Source organism: Modestobacter sp. SYSU DS0657 (assembly GCF_054050925.1).
In genome coordinates this window covers 220,781-237,973 of record NZ_JBJHAG010000002.1, presented here as the reverse complement: position 1 = coordinate 237,973, position 17,193 = coordinate 220,781, and the positions used below count along the sequence as shown (strand labels likewise).

Here is a 17,193-nt window from a genome sequence, read left to right as displayed (position 1 = left end):
CGGCCCGAGGTCGGTGCACCAGCGCCGAGGAGGAGGACGAGATGCCGAGCGGCGGCGAGCGAGTCCTCCGTCGTCCACAGCTGAACGACTTCAGCCACCACTGGGCCGCCGTCGCCGGTGCACCGGCCGGATCGCCCGCCGAGCTGCACCGGTCGACAGTGGGGCGGTACCGCGACTTCTGGCGCCTCTTCCTCGACTGGTCAGAGCTGACATGGGAGGGGTCCGCGGAGGTCGTCTGCACCGACGACGATGTCGAGCACGCCCGCTTCTTCCCGGATCTACGGCTCAACTACGCCGAGAACCTCCTGCGTCCCCTGCCCGGCGTCGACGAGGACGCTCCCGCGCTGACCGCCGTCCACGGTGACGGTTCCCGGCAGAACTTCTCGCGTACCCGGTTGCGGGAGGTCGTGCAGGCCTCCGCCACCGCTCTGACGGGTCTGGGGGTGCAGCCCGGCGACCGTGTGGTCCTGGTGGCTCCCAACACCGCGTCAGCGGTGACGACGGCACTGGCCGTGGCGGCCCTGGGCGGCGCTGTCTCCACAGGTACCCCCGACATGGGGCCAGCCGCCCTGCTCGGCCGCTTCGAGCAGGTCGAGCCGACGCTGCTCGTTCTCGACCGCACGGGGCAGGAGGCCTGGCAGGGCGTCCCCGGGGACACGCTGAGCGCGCTGCTCGAGGGCCTGCCGACCCTCCGATCGGTGCTCGTCCTTGATGACGGCCCCCTGCCCGAGTCCACCAGGGTGACCGCGCGGCTGGCCGACCTGCTGCCCGACGAAGACGAGGACAGCGCCCCGGTGCCGTGGCCACGGCTGCCGTTCGACCACCCGCTGTTCGTGATGTTCTCCTCCGGGACCACGGGCCCACCCAAGGCGATGGTCCACGGGGCGGGTGGGTCGCTGCTCGAGCACGTCAAGGAACACCGGCTGCACGTCGACCTCACCCCCGTCGACACGCTGTACTTCCACACGACGACGGCGTGGATGATGTGGAACTGGCAGCTGTCCGCGTTGGCCGCCGGGGCGCACGTGGTGCTGTACGACGGCCCTCTCCACGGACCTGAGACACTCTGGCGGCTGGTCGCCGAGGAGCACGTCACCGTGTTCGGCACCAGCCCGGCCTACCTGCAGCTGTGCCAGGACGCCGGGTACCGGCCCGCCGCCGAGGAGGACCTGTCCCGACTGCGGGCGGTGCTGTCGACCGGGGCCGTGCTGCACGACTGGCAGTTCGACTGGTTCGCCGACGCCGTCGGTCCGCAGCCGCTGCAGTCGATCAGCGGCGGTACGGACCTCATCGGCTGCCTCGTGCTCGGCCGCCCCGACCTCCCCATCCGGCGCGGGCGCGCCCAGGCGCTGAGTCTGGGCCTGGACGTCGTCGCCGTCGACCCGGCGGGGAAGCAGCTGATCGACCAGGTCGGTGACCTCGTCTGCCGCAACCCCTTCCCCTCCCGCCCGGTCTGTTTCCTCCGCGACCCCGACGGCACGCGCCGGCACCAGGCCTACTTCGCCGAGCACCCCGGCATGTGGACCCAGGGAGACCTGGTCGACATCGGAACCAACGGCTCCACGCGCCTGCACGGCCGGTCCGACGGCGTGTTGAACATCGACGGGGTGCGCATCGGCCCGTCGGAGATCTACGCCATCGTGCGCCAGGTCCCGGAGGTCGCCGACGCCTTGGCGCTGGAACAGGAGGACCCCCACACCCGCGGACTCAGCCGGCTGGTGCTCCTGGTGGTGCTCCGTCCGGGTGCTGTCCTGGACGAGCGCGTCGAACGGGTGATCCGCACGATGCTGCACGACCAGGCCTCCGCCGCCCACGTCCCCTCGCTGGTGCTGGCGGTGCCCGAGCTGCCGCTGACGCACAACGGCAAGCGCTCTGACCGCGCAGCGCGTGACGCCATGGCCGGCCGGCCGGCGGCCAACCTGTCCTCGCTGCGCAACCCCGAGTGTCTCGATGCGATCACCCGGGCAGCCGCCCTGGCGCGGAACAGGGGGGGTGGCATCGCCATGAAACCCGCGGCTGCGGATGACGTCGAGGACCCAGCCGCCGTCGTCGTCCGGCTGTGGCAGCAGCTGCTGGGAGTACATCCCTCCGCCGGCGGCACGTTCTCCGAACTGGGGGGCACGTCCCGGCAGGCGATGACGCTGGCACGGCGGGTCCGGGTGGAGGCCGGACGGGACGTCGGCGTCGACGCCCTGCTGGCTGATCCGACCGGTACCGAGTTCATCGAGGTGGTCTGTCGGACGAGGCCGGTGACCGACTCTGCCGGCACTGTCCTCCTCGCTCCCGGTGAGCCGGGGCGGCCTGCGCTGTTCTTGGTCCACGACCTGTGGGGCGACGTGGACATATACGCCGCGGCGTCGCAAGCGCTCACCTCGACCGGCCCGGTCCACGGCATCCGGGCACACCTGCCCGACGACGGCAGCACCCCACCGTCCGTTCCCGCGCTCGTCGCGTCGGCCGTCGCGGAGGTCACCCGGCTTGTGCCGACCGGCCCGCTGCGGCTGGCCGGGCACTCCTTCGGGGGGCTGCTGGCCCTCGAAGCAGCCCGCACTCTGCGAGCGGCCGGACGGGAGGTCGAGTTCGTGGGCCTGCTCGACGTCCTGCCTCCCCTGGCGATGCTCACACCCCGCCAGCAGCGGGCCAAGCGCTGGGCCGACCGGCTCGCCACGATCACCCCAGGCCTGATGAACCACACGTACCGACAGCTGCTCCAGGAGCGGCTCCGGCCGGACGACGGGCCGGCCGAGCACCGCATGTTCCTGGCTGCGGCAGAGGTGCACGGTGACCACCGCGTCGAGCCCTACTCCGGTCCGGTCACCTTCTTCCGTGCACACCGGCGCATCCCCGTGTTCCAGCACGTGATGGGCGCGTGGCGGGCGGTGCTCCCCGACCTCCGGGTCGTCGACGTCCCCGGTGCCCACCACGACATGCTGGGGCTCCGGCACGCGGAGGCGACCGCACGGCAGGTGTCCGTCGCGCTGGACGCCCTGGACGGGCCGCCGCGTCGATGAGGAACCGGGCCGGGCGACTCAGCCCACGGTTACGGTGGCGGTGGCCTGCCGCACCGGCGGTCGCACGTCCGTCGCGCGACGGGAGAGCCCGAACAGCACCGCGACCAGGACGCTGAGGACGAGCAGCTCGCCCCCGTCCTCCCCGATGCCGATGGCCACCGCCAACCCGTGGGAGTCGATCAGGCTGTGCACCATGTCCAGGCCGATCCCGACCCCGACGTAGCCGAGGGCGAGCAGCCCGATGAGCAGGCCATCGCGCTGGACGGTGGGCGTGCTGCGCCGGTGCGACACGACCACCGCGAGCAGTGGCACGACGGCCAGACCTGCCCAGGTGCCCAACTCGACCAGGTCCTGGGTGCCGAGGCCGGCCAGCCGATCAGGCACCCACGACCACGAGGTGACCCGCCAGCCCACCCGCTCGTGCAGCTGGAACGCGTCGTCCACCAGCGCCAGCGCGAAGGCGGCCGCCCACGCCAGGTACAACCGATGTCGCTGGGCGCGCGCCCGCCAGACCAGCATCACCACCGCGGCCAGCAACAGCAGGTAGCCCCACGACTCGGGGACCTGGCGATCCGCCTCGAGGGACCAGGTGTCCGAGGCGAGCCAGTCGTCCACCACATCGGTGTCCTGTTGCGAGTGCCGCACGACGTGGACCATCACCAGGCTGCCGACGACCGCGAGCAAGGCGAGGAGGAGCCGGCGGTCCACCTCGCGGACGCCATGGTGCACGGCGCCGCGGACGGCCTCGGAGACCGCACGGGCTCGACTCAGCACGGCCTCCCTCGGTAGGACCAACGAGCCGCCTTGCGTTGAACAGCTCCAGACGTGCAGTCCTACGGGAGGTGGACGGAACATGACGGATAGATGGCCGGCGGGGGGCTAGGTCGCCAGCGCGTCGTGACTCTCCGCTGCCAAGCCACCGACTCTGCACCGTCACCCGATGGCGGCATCACCCGACCACAGTCGTCGATAGGCCGCCGCAGCAAGCGGTGTCCGCGTCTCCGGATACATGCCGAACGCGTTTCCGTCCCGGACCGCATTGAAGGCGATCTCGTAGAGCACCTGCCCGGCCCCGGTGCCCGCGTGGGCGTTGAAGAAGCCGTACATCTGCTCCACCCAGGGGCTGGAGTCGCCGAACTGCGCGTGGTTGGCCCACTCGCTCACCGCGAACGGCAGACCCACGGACCGGGCGAACTCCCGATGCTGCTCGATGCCCCGCGGGCCTCCGAACTGGTCCTGGGAGACAGCCAACTGCTGGAAGGCCTCCACGCTGTCGACGTAGGGCCAACCGTTGAAGTAGCTCACCGAGACGACGTCGACCTGGCCGGGCCCGGGGAACGCCTCCCGCCAGTCCGAGCCGAACCGCCCGACGCTGGTGGAGTTCGGCGCGAACACCAGCCGGGCCGAGGGGAACTCCACCAGCTGCAGCGCACGGAACCGATGCCAGGCCGCCTGGAAGTCGTCCACCTCCGAGAAGCCCACCGACCACGGGTACCAGTCACCGTTGAACTCGTGGGCGAACCGGATGTACAGCGTCCCGCCCCGATCCCCCCACAGTTCGGCCATCAGCCTCAGCGACCTGGACCACCGCGCGTCGTACGCGCCCCGGGACGCCTCGGCCCAGGTCTCGCCCCGGTCGATCGCGCCCACCGCGATCTCGAGATCGCCGGTCCAGGCTCCGTACTCCCCGCCGGGCTGCAACTGCCACAGCGCGAGCTGCCCAGCGCCGCTGTCCGCCCAGGTCCCCCCGATCGCCACGGCCGCTCCCCTCCACGCCGCGAACCCACCGTTGGCAACGCCGTTCCCCGATGCGCCTGACGGCCACCGAGGCCCCGGGGTCGATCCGTCGACCACCAGGTCACTGGTGGCCACGGCACACTGCTCTCCGGGACCGCCGCTGGAGGTGTCGGCGGGCTTGGTCTCCACGGTGTACCTGCCTGCGGCCAGCGTCAGCGGGATCGTGAAGAGCCCCGTCTCACCGAGGGGCGCACTCGTGGCGAAGCCGGACGCGACCTGGGCGCCGGTGAGATCGCTGGCCGACCACACCAGCAGCTCCCCCGCTGTCGCCGTGGTGCCGATCACCGTGATCGGTCCGGGCGCGACCACGCTCCCGTCACGAGGGGCGGTGATCGCGACGGCAGGCTCCGGGCAGAGCGCCGCAGGGTCGTGGACCATGGCGACCGGCTGCTCCTGAGGATGCTCGACCGCCGGTCCACACGCGCTGGTGGCGAGCAGGAGCGCAAGGCCCAGGATGCTGCGGCCGGCCCGGGAACGAGGACGGTCACCGGACGGACCGGTTGCACGAGCGAGCGACACAATCCATGCTCACGCGCAGTGACCAGGGCCTGCGCCCCTCGTCACTCGATCGATCACCGCCCGGTCGCCCGTCGGAGTGACGACGCGGTCTGCAGTGGCCACCTCCACGGTGTTGCCCCAGCGCTTGGGACACTGCGACTCATGGCGGACACTCGAGCCAGGCTCTCGCATGGCCAACTCGCGGCGCTGGCCCGCTACGCGTACGGGCTCACTCCCGACCTCCCAGCGCTCCCGACGGCCGATGAGTACGAGGACGCCGAGGGGGTCCTCGTCGCCAGCCGAGACGGTGGGCGCATCACGGTGCGGGAGATGACGCGCTGGCGCGCACCGTCCTCGGTACGGGCAGAGGTGCAGGAGCGCGGCTGGCCGGTGCCGGCGGTGTGGGTGGGCAACCCGCCGGACGACGTCACCCCCCTGCCGCCGGTGCTGCTGGCACTCCTCCCGGTCGCCGGCTCCGCACCGGACGCAGCCCTCATCTCACTCGCCGCCGGCGCCTGGACGCAGGCGGTCGGGGCCAGCTCGGAGGTGCTGGTCGTCCCGGTGCCGGTCAGCGCAGCCACCCCGGAGGTCGGGTGGCCGGAGCTCGCCGATGCCTACGGCGGCCAGTTGCTGGGCGCCCGGGTCGACCCGGTCCAGCCCCGGACCGGTGGCCGCGCCGTCATGTTCACGGGCCTGTCCGGGGCGGGGAAGTCGACCGTCGCCGCACGGCTGGTGGAGCTGCTACTGGAGGGCGGCCGCACGGTGACCCTGCTGGACGGCGACGAGATACGCACCCACCTGTCGGCCGGGCTGGGGTTCTCCAAGGCCGATCGGGACACGAACGTGCGGCGGATCGGCTGGGTGGCCGGGCAGATCGCCAAGCACGGCGGGATCGCGGTGTGCGCGCCGATCGCGCCGTACGCGGCTACCCGGGCCGACGCCCGGGCGCTGGTGGAGGAGCAGGCCGGCGCCGGCTCCTTCATCCTGGTGCACGTGGCCACCCCGCTGGCCGAGTGCGAGGCTCGCGACCGCAAGGGGCTGTACGCCAAAGCCCGCCGCGGGGAGATCGCCGAGTTCACCGGCGTCAGCGACCCGTACGAGGAGCCGACCGATGCCGAGGTCACCCTGGACACCCGGAGGCTCAGCGTGGACGAGAGCGCGCGGGCGGTGCTTGCCCACCTCGGTCTGGGCTGACTGCCGCGAACGCCAGAACGGTCCGCGGGTTCGGCGTCCGCAGCTGAGCGGGGGACCGGCCCCGCGTGTCCCCGCCCCGGCAGCACCCCCGTCCTTGCTGCTCGGCGTCAGCGCGACCGACCACTCCGCGCGCGAGCCGCCGGCGACCCGCCGGCGGCCGGAGCAGCTCGCTCGGCAGGCCGCGGGCACCGGCCGGTGGGTCAGTAGGCACCCGATCCGCGGACGACGGCGCCGACGGTCTTGCCCAAGATCATCAGGTCGAAGGTGAGCGACCAGTTCTCCACGTACCGGACGTCGATGCGCACCGAGTCGTCCCAGGAGAGGTTGGACCGGCCGCTGACCTGCCACAGCCCGGTGATGCCGGGCTTCACCAGCAGGCGGCGGCGCATGTCGTAGCCGTACTGCTCGACCTCGCGGGTGACGTGCGGCCGGGGCCCGACCAGCGACATGGTGCCGCCGAGGACGTTGAACAGCTGGGGCAGCTCGTCGAGGGAGTAGCGGCGCATGACCCGGCCGATGGAGGTGACCCGCGGGTCGCGCTTCATCTTGAACTGGACGTCGTTGCCCTCGTTCTGCGCCATCAGCTCGGCCATCTTCGCGTCCGCGTCGGGGACCATGCTGCGGAACTTGAGGACGTGGAACGGCGTGCCCGCGCGGCCGATCCGCTCGTGCCGGAAGAACACCGGCCCACGGCTGGTGAGCTTGACCGCCAGGGCCAGCGCGACCAGCACCGGCAGCAGGACGACGATGGCGAGGAAGGCCATCGAGCGGTCGAACACGTCCTTGGTGACCCGGCGGATGCCGCGGAACTCCGGCCGCTCCAGGTGCAGCAGCGGGAGGCCGTTGACCGGTCGAATACCCACCCGCGGGCCGGCGACCTCGGTGACGGCGGGGGCCAGCAGCAGCTCGGCCTCGGTGGTCTCCAGCTCCCAGCCCAGCCGGCGCAGCGCGGCGCCGTCCAGCTCCGGGGAGGGCAGCACGGCGACGGTGTCGACCTCGTAGGCCCGCACGACGTCGACGATCTCGGAGAAGTCGCCGAGCACCGGCAGCCCGTCGAAGACCTCGCGGTCGGGACCGGCGCTGGGCAGGCAGACACCGATGACCCGCAGGCCGTGCCGGGCCTGCCGCTCGAGCTGGGCGTGCAGCTCGGCGGTGCCGTTGCGGTGCCCGACCAGGATGGCGGTCTGCTGGTAGCGGCCGTGCGCGCGCTGGCGGTGCACCCAGACCCGCTGCAGGTAGCGGTGCAGCAGGGTCAGCGCGGTGGCCAGCGGCAGCGCGACGACGACGAAGCTGCGGGCGAGCTCGAGCTTGAAGGCCCACGAGAAGGTGCCGACGGCGGCCAGCAGCAGCACCGCGGCGGAGAAGACCCGGCGAAACTCCTCGGGCCCGACCCAGAGGAAGCGCTGCTCGTAGGTGCGGGCCAGCGTCATCGCGGCCACCCAGACCACGGGCAGGACGAGCAGCGTCCAGGGGGTGCCGTTGTCGGCGAGCGGGCCGGTCTCCGGCTGCAGCCGGCCGAACCAGGCGGCGACGAAGGCCAGCACCAGGTCACCGGCGACGACGCGACGGACGTAGGTCGTCCGCCAGGCGCGGCGGGCGGCCGTGCCCTCGCCCCGTAGCCGCGGCGCCGGGAACCGGCGACGGTTCCCCGCCGTCGTCGGCGGGAGTGAGGTGACCACCTCATCTGCGCTGTCGAGGAGTGACACGGATTGGCCCCCAGGGCGGTTCGGAGAGCACGGCGGCGAGCACGCGCAGAACTGCCGGGAACCGCGCTGTTCGACCGACCAGGCCAACCTACGGACGATCGGCCCGGCGTGCCCACCGAATGTGAGCGCCCGGTACGGGACCGGCCACGAACGCAGCGCCACCGTCACCCGTTCGCACACGCAGGCCTGGAAGTCCGACCACGCTGGGTCACGGCACGCAGGTGCAGGCACGGCGCGGTCAACTATCGGCCATCCGCCGGTCATGACGTGAGATCCGTCACCGAGAGTGTTCGCCTGATGTTCGTTCGCGCTCGGCGCGCTGGGCACGGAGCCGGTGCAGCCTCACGGCGTGAACGCAGCTCTGGGCACCCTCGACGTCGTCCCACCAGCTCAGCGGACCCCCTTCCGGGTGCTCCACGTCAGCCAGCCCGTGGAGGCCGGGGTCGCCCGGGTCGTGGCCGGCCTGGTGGCCGATCAGCGCGCGCGGGGCTGGGACGTCGCCGTCGCCTGCCCGCCCGAGGGCTGGCTCGCCGACCAGGTTCGGGCGGCCGGTGCCCGGCTGTTCCCGTGGCAGGCCACCCGGTCCCCCGGGCCGACCGTGCCGGCCGAGACGCTGGCGCTGCGCGGCGTGCTCCGGGCGACCGACCCGGAGCTGGTGCACCTGCACAGCTCCAAGGCGGGGCTGGCCGGCCGGCTGGCGCTGCGCGGGTCCCGGCGGACGGTCTTCCAGCCGCACGCGTGGTCGTTCGAGGCGATCACCGGGCCGGTGCGGGCCGCCTGTCTCCGGTGGGAGCGCGCCGCGCAGCGCTGGACCCACCTGACCCTCAACGTGAGCGAGGCCGAGCTGGCCACCGGCCGCGCCGCCGGGATCGCCGGCCGCGCCGTGGTGGTGCCCAACGGCGTCGACCCCGCCCGCTGGACCCCGGGTGACCGCGCGGCGGCCCGGCGCGAGCTGGCGTTCCCCGACCCGTCGGCGCCCACGGTGGTCTGCGTGGGCCGGCTGGCCCGGCAGAAGGGCCAGGACCTGCTGCTGGACGCCTGGCCCGCGGTGCGCGCCGCCGTGCCCGGCGCCCGGCTGGTGCTGGTCGGCTCCGGCCCGGACGAGGCGGAGCTGCGCGCCCGCGCCGACGGGTCGGTCACCGTCGTGGCCGGCCAGCAGCTGGAGCAGTGGTACGCCGCCGCCGACGTCGTCGCGGTGCCCTCCCGCTGGGAGGCCGGGCTGCCGCTGGTGGCGATGGAGGCGATGGCCTCCGAGCGCAGCGTGGTCGGCTTCGACGTCGCCGGGATCGGCTCCTCGCTGGCCGGTGCCGGCACGGCGGTCGCGCCCTTCGACGTCCGCGCGCTCGCCACCGAGGTCACGACACGTCTGCTCGACCCCGCGCGCACCGCCGGTGAGGGAGCGATCGGCCGTACCGTCGCAACCACCCGGTTCTCCGCCGGCACCTCGTACGCGGCCACCGCCGCGCACGTCACCGCCTTGTAGGAGGCCCCGTGACCGCGCTCCGCGCTGCCCTCTCCCACCCGTCGCCCGCAGCCGGACGACGTCCGGCCCGGGGCGCGGTGCGCGCGGGTGTCGCGGTGACGGTCGCCGCCGCGGTCGCCAGCGGTGCGGTCTGGTGGCAGACGACGTCGCCGGCTCCCGGCAGCAGCGCCTCCGCCGGCAGCGACTCCTCGGTCAGCGACGCGGTCGTGGCCCTTCCGGGCAGCACGCTCCCCCTCCCCGGCGCCACGGCGCCCGAGGCGGCCGTTCCGGCCCCTGCCGTCCCCGGGGCAGCCGTCCCCGACGCCGGGGCGCCCGCCGGGCAGGTGCCGATGGCCGACGCCCCGCCGGCCACGGCGTCCCCGGCCGACGCGGCCGGGCCCCCGGCCGACGCGCCGGCCGTGCAGCCCGCCGCCCCCGGTCCGGCCGAACCACCCACCGCGCCCGACGCCGGGGGCTCTCAGCCCGGCACGCTGGTGCCCGGTGCCGTCCTCGGCGGCGCGGCCGTGGCCGGTGGGGCGGTCGTCGCCGCCGGGGCGCAGTCGCTGTCCGTCGAGCAGTTCGGCGCGGTCGGCAACGGCGTCAGCGACGACACCCGGGCGCTGCAGCGCGCGTTCGACACCGTGCCCAGCGGCACCACCCTGGTGTTCCGCCCGGGCGCGACCTACCTGCACTCCGACGTGCTGCGGGTGACCCGGCCGGGGCTGACGCTGGTCGGCACCGGCGCGACGCTCACCGCCACGCAGGAGACCCGCTCGGCGCTGCACGTCTCCGGCGACCGGGTCACGCTCACCGGGCTGACCCTGGCGCTGCCCACCTCGACCCAGCGGTTCCACGCCTACGAGCAGATGAAGGTCCGCGTCTCGGGCGACGACGTGGTGCTCCGCGACGTGCACGTGCGCGGCGCGGCGGCGGCCGGCATCTACGTCGGCAACGGAGCGGCGCGCTTCCTGCTCGACCGGGTCACCGTGGCCAACAGCCGGGCCGACGGCGTGCACGTCACCGGCGGCGCGCGCGACGGGCGGGTGGTCTCCCCGGTGACCACGAACACCGGGGACGACGGCGTCGCGGTGGTCTCCTACCAGGCCGACGGCCGGCCGGTGGAGCGGGTGCGGATCACCTCGCCGCGGGTCAACGGCACCACCTGGGGCCGGGGCATCTCCGTGGTCGGTGGCACCGACATCACCTACACCGACATCGACGTGCGCGACACCGACGCCGGCGGCGTCTACCTGGGCAGCGAGGGCGACCCGTACTGGACGTACCCGTCGGTGCGGGTGCTGGTCGACGGCGGCCGGGTGTCCGGGGCGAACACCAACCCGGAGAAGGACCACGGCGCGGTGATCGTCTACGCCGGAAACCCCGGCACGAGCACCGCCGACGTCACCGTGCGCCGGCTGGCGATCTCCGGCACCCGCGCCAGCGCCCCCTGGGACGTCGGGGTGCTGGCCGAGCCGGGCGCCACGGCGGCCCGGGTGACGCTGGCGGAGCTGGCGCTGTCCCGCGGCGCGCAGGCGCCGTTCTGGACCAACGTGCCCAGCGCCGTGCGCCTGATCGGCGTGCGCGACGACGGCGCCGGGGTGGCCGACCGCACCGGCTGGTGAGCGGTCAGCCGGTGGGCGTCTCCGCCCGCCGGCCGAAGGCGTGGGCCCGGGCCACCCAGGCCGACAGCACGGTGACCGCCGCCTCGGCGGGCAGCCCGGCGGGGCGGTGCGCGAGCGGCACCGGCGGGCCCCAGCGGGTGTACCGCTCGGCCAGCTCGGCGGGGAGCAGCAGCAGGCTGGTGGCCGTGGTGCGGCGCAGCTCGCGGGCCCAGGCGGCCGGGCGGGTGAGCACGGTGCGCACGTCGGCGGCGTCCAGCACCACCACGGTGGGCCGCCGGCCGGCCAGGTCGTCGCGGGCGGCGCCGGCGGCCAGCCCCCACAGCACCACGGTGTCGGCGTCGTCCGCGGGGCGGTCGGTCAGGGCCGCCGTCCAGCCGGCGGCCGACTGCACCCGGGCGACCTCGGCCGCCAGCGGCGCGGCCGCGCCGGGCGCGACGTGCAGGACGGTGAGGGCCTCCCCGTAGACGGGGGTGGCGAGGATCGTGCTGACGTCAGCGGGCTCCGGCACGCCGCACCGCCTCCAGGGTCTCGTCGACGACGTCGGCCCAGCCGCGCTGGGCCGGGCCGGGGGTGCGCCGGGGAGCGGGGGCGCGCAGGTGCGCCAGCACCGCCTCGGCCCACACCTCCGGACGGCGGCCGGGCAACCGCTGCGCGCGGCCGGCGGAGGCCTCGGCCAGCGCCGGGTCCTCGCTGGTGAGCACGGGGGCGCCGAAGGCGAGCGCCTCGGCGGCGGGCAGCCCGAAGCCCTCGGCGAGGCTGGGGCACAGCACCAGGCGGGCGTGCTCGTAGAGCCAGCGCAGCCGGGCGTCGGGGACGTGGCCCATCGGGGCGACGGCGCCCTCGGCGACCATCGCCGCGAAGGCCCGGCCCCGGTCGGTGGGGCCCCAGCTGTCCGGGCCGACGACGACGAGCACCGCGTCGGGGGCGGACCGGCGCACCTGCGCCCACGCGTCGACGACCAGTCCGACGTTCTTGCGTGGCGAGGGGTCGCCGACCACCAGGGCGAAGGTGCGCCCGGCCAGCTCGGGCACCTCCTCGGCGGCGACGCCGGTGAGGCTGGAGCCGTCGGGGTGCGGGACGAAGACGGTGCGCGGGGCGACCGAGGGCAGGTAGGCGGTGACCCGGTCGCGGGTGGCCGCGCTGACGCAGACGAGCGTGTCGGCGGCGCGCAGCGAGGCGAGGTAGGGCCCGCGCACCAGCAGCCGCTTGGCGAGGCCGAAGTCGAAGGGGCGGTCGAGGGCGAGCATGTCGTGCACGGTGAGCACGCCGGTGCCGGGGACGCCGCGGGGCAGCAGGTGCTTGGTGCCGTGCACGACGTCCATCCGGCCCCCGACCCGGGCGCCGGCCAGCCGCTCGATCGCGGAGGTGACCGGGCCGCGGCCGGGCAGGGTGTGCACCCGCTCGGGCTCGGTGATGCCGGTGAACGCCGCCCCGGCGCCGGCGCCGGCGAGCACGTGCAGTTCGACGTCGTCGCGGGCGGCCAGGCCGCGGGCCAGCTCCATGACGTAGCGGACCATTCCGCCGCCGGCGCCGGAGGCGGGGACGTGGGTGCCCACCAGGAGGTAGCGCAGCGGGCGGGTCACAGGGTGGCTCCCGTTCGTCGTCGCCGGTTGCGGTGGACCAGCAGGACCACGGTGACCAGGGCGATCAGGCCGGGGGTGGCCCGGCCCTGGAAGAGGTAGAGGTAGCGGGGCAGCTCGAAGAGGGTGAGCACGACGACCGGGTAGAGCAGCAACCCCCAGGTGCGCCCCTCCTGCAGCGAGCGGTAGAGCAGCCCGCAGGCGACGCCGGCGAGCAGGAAGAACACCAGCCCGCCGACGAGGCCGAGGTCGACGAACGGGCTGACCACGCCGCCGGTGTTGTTGAACTCGGGGTTGCCCGCGTTGGTGAGCGCGGCGGTGTAGGAGCTCTCCTGGTCGACGCCGGTGAGGGTGCGGAACAGGTTGAGGCTGCCCACCCCGGGCGCGGTCCAGAACGCCGAGAGCAGGTCGTAGGGCAGCGAGGCGTCGGCCTGGTGCAGCAGCCGGATCTCGCCGTTGTTGTAGGCGGTGACGTAGTAGCCGGCGAACCGCTCGACGACGAAGGTCGGGAACGACTGCCCGCCCTGCGCCTTGTAGAACACCCAGCTGCGCGAGTACTCGAAGGCGGCGAAGACGCCGACCACCACCGGCACCAGCACGGCGGGCAGGAACGAGGCGCGGCGGGCGCCGGTGGAGGTCCGGGACAGCCCGGCGACGAGCACGACGAGCAGCGGCACCAGCAGCTCGAGCAGCGCCAGCCGCTCGGAGAGGAAGAACGCCCGGCACAGCGCGAGGAGGAAGACGACGGCCAGCCGGCGCAGGTGCCGGGGGCGCGAGCCCGGGTCGGCGACCATCAGCACGCCGGTGACGACGGCGAAGGCGACGCCGAACTGGGTCATCGTGGTCAGGCCCGGGACGGTGCCGAGGGTCTCGCGCAGGCCGACGCCGTAGAGCTGCTGCCCCACCAGCGCGTCGACCAGGATGCTCGGCGAGATGCCCGCGCGCGCGCCGGCGGCGAGGAAGGCCACGTAGCCGACCATCACCAGCCAGAAGGTGACCGTGGCGGCGCGGCCGAGCAGCCGCAGGTCGGCGGGTGAGAGCGCCGGCCAGTTCGGCACCCGACGGGCGCGGCCGCGGGCGGCGGGCAGCAGCGCGCCGCCGATGAACAGCAGCAGCCCGACGGTGAACCAGAGCGTCCAGTCCAGGGTGAGCACCTTCGGGGTGCGCCACAGGGCGCGGTAGCGCTCGTCGGCGATCGCGTAGGCCAGCCAGGTGGTGGGCAGCGCGACCATGCCGATCAGCGCGACGGGGTTGAGCCACCAGACGCCGACCCGCTGGCCGACGTCCGGCGGCCGCAGAGCCGGTGCCTTCAGGGTGGCGGTCACGCCGCTCCCCCGCCGGTGATGACGGTCTCGCTCTCCGGGTCGGTGGCCGGCCGCCCGACCGGGGTGCCCTCGGGGTCGCGGCCGGCGAGCAGCAGCAGGCTGCGCTTGAGGTGGCGGGTGGGCAGCGGGGCGCGCCCGAAGGTCCGCCGGCAGGTGAGCACGTAGGAGCCGAACAGCAGCGCGGTGGCGACGGCGCTGGCGACGGCCAGCGGCAGCGGACCGCCGAGCCGGGCGGCGAGCACCGCGGCGGGGACGGCGACGAGCATGGCCACCGCGACCGAACCGGCCGCGGCCCGCCCGTTGCCGGTGACCACGAGCAGCACCGCGCACGAGCCGCACACGGCCATGCCCAGCCCGCCGGTGGCCAGCACGCCGAGGTAGGGGGCGGCGTCGCCGAGCCCGTCGCCGTAGAGGGCGAGGGCCTGCGGCCCGAGCAGCCAGGCGGCGGCGACGGCGAGCACGGTGACCGCGGTGCTCAGCGTGGCGCTGGCCGACAGCAGCCGGAACACCCGGGCCCGGTCGCCGGCGGCCCACATCCGGGCGGCGACCGGGGCGATGGCGATGTTGGCCAGCCCCTCGAGCACGGTCACCTGCATGGCCAGCACGCTGGCGGTGGAGTACTGCAGCGCGTCCTGCGCGCCGAAGGCCCAGCCGGCCAGCCACACGTCGCCGCGGCCGACGAGGAAGGCGCCGAGCTCGACGGTGAACAGCCACGCCCCGGCGGCGACGGCGGCGAGCATCGGCGCCCACCAGCGGCGGCCGGCGCCCCGCGAGCGCAGCGGCAGCCGCCCGACCACGACGGCGAGCAGCACCAGCGAGACCGCCGCGTAGACGGTGAGCAGGGTGAGCAGGGTCGTCTCCCCGCCCTGCAGCAGCACGACGACGCCCATCGCCAGCAGCGCGAGGATCGACCGGCTGTGGTGGGTGGCCGCGACCGACCACGGGATGCGGCCGAGCGCGGCGTAGACGTCGCTGACGGTGAGCCGGACGGTCTCCAGCACGATCATCGCCGCGACGAGCAGCACCACCCGGCCGCGGTCGTCCTGCACGACGGCGGTGGCCAGCCAGGCGACGCCGGGGGCGGTGAGCAGCGACAGGACCGCGACCGCGCGCAGGTGGGCGACCACCTGGACGGCGATCTCGGCGGGCCCGGTCGCGGCGGCGATGGCCCGGATGGCGCTCTGCCCGAGGCCCAGGCGGCCGACCATCGGGCCGAGCATCAGCGCGCCGAGGATCGCCAGGAACCCGGCAGCCGGGCGGGCGTCGAGCGCCCGGACGGCGAGCACCGAGGTGAGGAAGGTGGCGACCAGCCCGAGCACGGCCACGACCATGCGCAGCCCGAAGCTCCGCCGGACCTCCTGGGCCTCCCCGGCTGCCTGGGTCAAGGCTCAGGCCTCGGCGGAGACGGTGTCCTGCTGCGCCGGGGCGCGCTCACCGGCCGGCTGGGCGTGCCGGGGCGCGGTCTCCTGCGGAGCCGGGGCCGCGCCGCGGCTGCCGCCGTGCCGGCGGGAGGTGGTGACCGCCACCCCGGCCAGCGCGGCACCGGGCTGGCCGCTCACGTCGCGGACGGCGGCGAGCGCGGCCTCCAGGGTGGAGACCCCCTCGCCGACGACGACCACGGCCTGGTCGGCCCGGGCGGCGAGCTCGGGCGAGCGCAGGCCGGTGGAGAGCGCCGGGGCGTGCAGCAGCACCACGCGGCCGGCGGCCCGGTGCCGGGTGACCGACCGCTCGAGCGCGGCGGCGTCGGCCGGGAGACCGGTGAGGACGAGGCCGGGGGCGGGCTCGCGCTCGCCGTCGGCGCCGCTGCTGAGCAGGGCGACCGGGGTGCCGCCGGCGGTCAGCGCCCAGGCGAGCTCCCAGGCCACCTCGGCGGCGCCGGCCTTCTCGTCGACGCCGACCACCAGCAGCGCGCCGGTGCCGACGTCGAGCACCTGCGGGGCGAGCAGCCGGGCGGCGGCGAGCGCGGTGTCGTCGGGGCGGCCCTCGGGCACCCGGTCGGCGCGGGCCCGGAGGCGGCCGGCGGGCAGCCGGGGCAGCAGCACCGGGGCGCCGGCGGCGACGAGCAGGCGGGCGTCGAAGACCCGCGGGGAGGCGGCCCGCCAGACGGCGGTGGCGGCGAGGGCGAGGACGGCGCCGAGCACCGCGCCGAGCACCGGGTAGGTCAGCTCGGGCGCGACGCCGGCGGCCTGCTCCTCCGCCGGGGCGCGGAGCACCGGGACGACGGCGGGCACCCGAGCGGCGGCGGCCTGGAGGTCGCTCTGCTGGGCGAGCAGGCGCTGCACCTCGACCGACAGCGGGCCGGTCTCCTCGGGGATGCCGCCGATGGCGTCGATCCGGGCGTTGACGGCGTCCAGCGCGGCCTGGACGGCGGCTGCGGCCTCCTCCTGCCGGCGGGTGACGTAGGCGTCGAGCAGCGTGGTGACGGCCTGCTGCGCCTCCGCGGCGGTGGTCGCGGTGGCGGCGATGCGCACGGCGTCGGAGGTGCCGACCTGGGAGACCGACAGCTCGGCGTCCCCGGCCTCGACCTCGTCGGCCCGGTCGTCGAGCCAGGTGAGCTCGGCGGAGACGAAGTTGCTGGTGTCCAGGCCGGCGGGCGGGGTGTCCAGCGGGCTGGCGAGCCCGCGGGCGTCGGTGAGCACCTGGACCGTGGCGCTGGCGGTGGCCCGGTCGCCGGAGGCGAGGGCGGCCAGCCAGCCGAGCAGACCCCCGACGACGGCGCCGATGAGGGCGACGGCGAGCAGCCGGGTCCAGGGCGCGGACGGGCCGGGCCAGGTGTCGGCACGGCCGGGGACGTCGCCGGCGGCCGGGACGGGCCCCGGCGTGCCGGTGCTGTGGGCTCGACTGGAGCTCATGGGGCGATTCCTCCTCGCACGGGTGGCGGGGTCCGCCCGGGTGCAGCGCCGTCGAATATAGGGCGCTGCACGGTTCCGCAGAACGGGTGGAGCACGGCTGGGGGACACCCGAGCGGCTGACCCGATGACCCACCTCACAATCGGCG

The 17,193-nt window shown here is 75.0% G+C and carries 12 protein-coding genes; 4 read left to right on the top strand and 8 right to left on the bottom strand.

Features of this window, described 5'->3' with window-relative positions; translation table 11 throughout:
- Nucleotides 1-41 precede the first annotated feature (41 nt).
- Complete coding sequence (locus ACI79A_RS02520) at nt 42-3,011, top strand: acetoacetate--CoA ligase (protein ID WP_457079581.1); 2,970 nt, start codon at nt 42-44, stop codon at nt 3,009-3,011.
- Nucleotides 3,012-3,029: 18 nt separating this feature from the next.
- Here ACI79A_RS02520 and ACI79A_RS02515 read toward each other — a convergent pair whose 3' ends face one another.
- Both ACI79A_RS02515 and ACI79A_RS02510 read right to left on the bottom strand, forming a co-directional pair.
- On the bottom strand, nt 3,030-3,785 hold the full coding sequence (locus ACI79A_RS02515; protein WP_457079579.1) for a hypothetical protein: 756 nt from the start codon (nt 3,783-3,785) through the stop codon (nt 3,030-3,032).
- A gap of 159 nt (nt 3,786-3,944) precedes the next feature.
- The gene (locus ACI79A_RS02510) at nt 3,945-5,186 is read right to left on the bottom strand and encodes a hypothetical protein (protein WP_457079577.1); all 1,242 of its coding nucleotides are present in this window, start codon (nt 5,184-5,186) and stop codon (nt 3,945-3,947) included.
- Between the two features lie 282 nt (nt 5,187-5,468).
- Between ACI79A_RS02510 and cysC the strand changes: the two genes are divergently transcribed.
- Nucleotides 5,469-6,500 carry an adenylyl-sulfate kinase gene (cysC, locus tag ACI79A_RS02505; RefSeq protein WP_457079575.1) on the top strand — a complete coding sequence of 344 codons (1,032 nt, stop codon included), beginning with the start codon at nt 5,469-5,471 and terminating at the stop codon, nt 6,498-6,500.
- A gap of 200 nt (nt 6,501-6,700) precedes the next feature.
- On the opposite strand, the gene ACI79A_RS02500 is transcribed toward cysC, so the two are convergent.
- Nucleotides 6,701-8,179 (bottom strand): sugar transferase, encoded by a 1,479-nt coding sequence (locus ACI79A_RS02500; RefSeq protein WP_457079573.1) that lies wholly within the window; start codon nt 8,177-8,179, stop codon nt 6,701-6,703.
- 376 nt (nt 8,180-8,555) lie between these two features.
- Here ACI79A_RS02500 and ACI79A_RS02495 point away from each other — a divergent pair, with 376 nt between their 5' ends.
- Both ACI79A_RS02495 and ACI79A_RS02490 read left to right on the top strand, forming a co-directional pair.
- On the top strand, nt 8,556-9,689 hold the full coding sequence (locus tag ACI79A_RS02495) for a glycosyltransferase (RefSeq protein WP_457079571.1): 1,134 nt from the start codon (nt 8,556-8,558) through the stop codon (nt 9,687-9,689).
- 8 nt (nt 9,690-9,697) lie between these two features.
- Nucleotides 9,698-11,290, top strand: a complete 1,593-nt coding sequence (locus ACI79A_RS02490) for a glycosyl hydrolase family 28-related protein (RefSeq protein ID WP_457079569.1) — start codon at nt 9,698-9,700, stop codon at nt 11,288-11,290.
- Nucleotides 11,291-11,294: 4 nt separating this feature from the next.
- Here the strand turns inward: ACI79A_RS02490 and ACI79A_RS02485 are convergent, their stop codons facing one another.
- The 5 genes from ACI79A_RS02485 to ACI79A_RS02465 are packed head-to-tail and all read right to left on the bottom strand — an operon-like array spanning nt 11,295 to nt 17,047.
- The gene (locus ACI79A_RS02485) at nt 11,295-11,798 is read right to left on the bottom strand and encodes a hypothetical protein (protein ID WP_457079567.1); all 504 of its coding nucleotides are present in this window, start codon (nt 11,796-11,798) and stop codon (nt 11,295-11,297) included.
- Entirely contained in the window at nt 11,782-12,873 is a 1,092-nt protein-coding gene (locus ACI79A_RS02480) for a glycosyltransferase family 4 protein (protein ID WP_457079565.1), read from the bottom strand. Before ACI79A_RS02480 ends, ACI79A_RS02485 begins: the two co-directional genes overlap by 17 nt.
- Entirely contained in the window at nt 12,870-14,195 is a 1,326-nt protein-coding gene (locus ACI79A_RS02475; RefSeq protein ID WP_457079563.1) for a hypothetical protein, read from the bottom strand. Before ACI79A_RS02475 ends, ACI79A_RS02480 begins: the two co-directional genes overlap by 4 nt.
- Entirely contained in the window at nt 14,192-15,580 is a 1,389-nt protein-coding gene (locus ACI79A_RS02470; RefSeq protein ID WP_457079561.1) for a lipopolysaccharide biosynthesis protein, read from the bottom strand. Before ACI79A_RS02470 ends, ACI79A_RS02475 begins: the two co-directional genes overlap by 4 nt.
- Before the next feature lie 3 nt (nt 15,581-15,583).
- Complete coding sequence (locus ACI79A_RS02465; protein ID WP_457079559.1) at nt 15,584-17,047, bottom strand: hypothetical protein; 1,464 nt, start codon at nt 17,045-17,047, stop codon at nt 15,584-15,586.
- Nucleotides 17,048-17,193 lie beyond the last annotated feature (146 nt).

Excerpts from the sequence above, each read along its gene's own strand:
- ACI79A_RS02520 (WP_457079581.1), top strand. The coding sequence starts at position 42 with ATGCCGAGCGGCGGCGAGCGAGTCCTCCGTCGTCCACAGCTGAACGAC.
- ACI79A_RS02510 (WP_457079577.1), bottom strand. The coding sequence starts at position 5,186 with ATGGTCCACGACCCTGCGGCGCTCTGCCCGGAGCCTGCCGTCGCGATC.
- cysC (WP_457079575.1), top strand. The coding sequence starts at position 5,469 with ATGGCGGACACTCGAGCCAGGCTCTCGCATGGCCAACTCGCGGCGCTG.
- ACI79A_RS02465 (WP_457079559.1), bottom strand. The coding sequence starts at position 17,047 with ATGAGCTCCAGTCGAGCCCACAGCACCGGCACGCCGGGGCCCGTCCCG.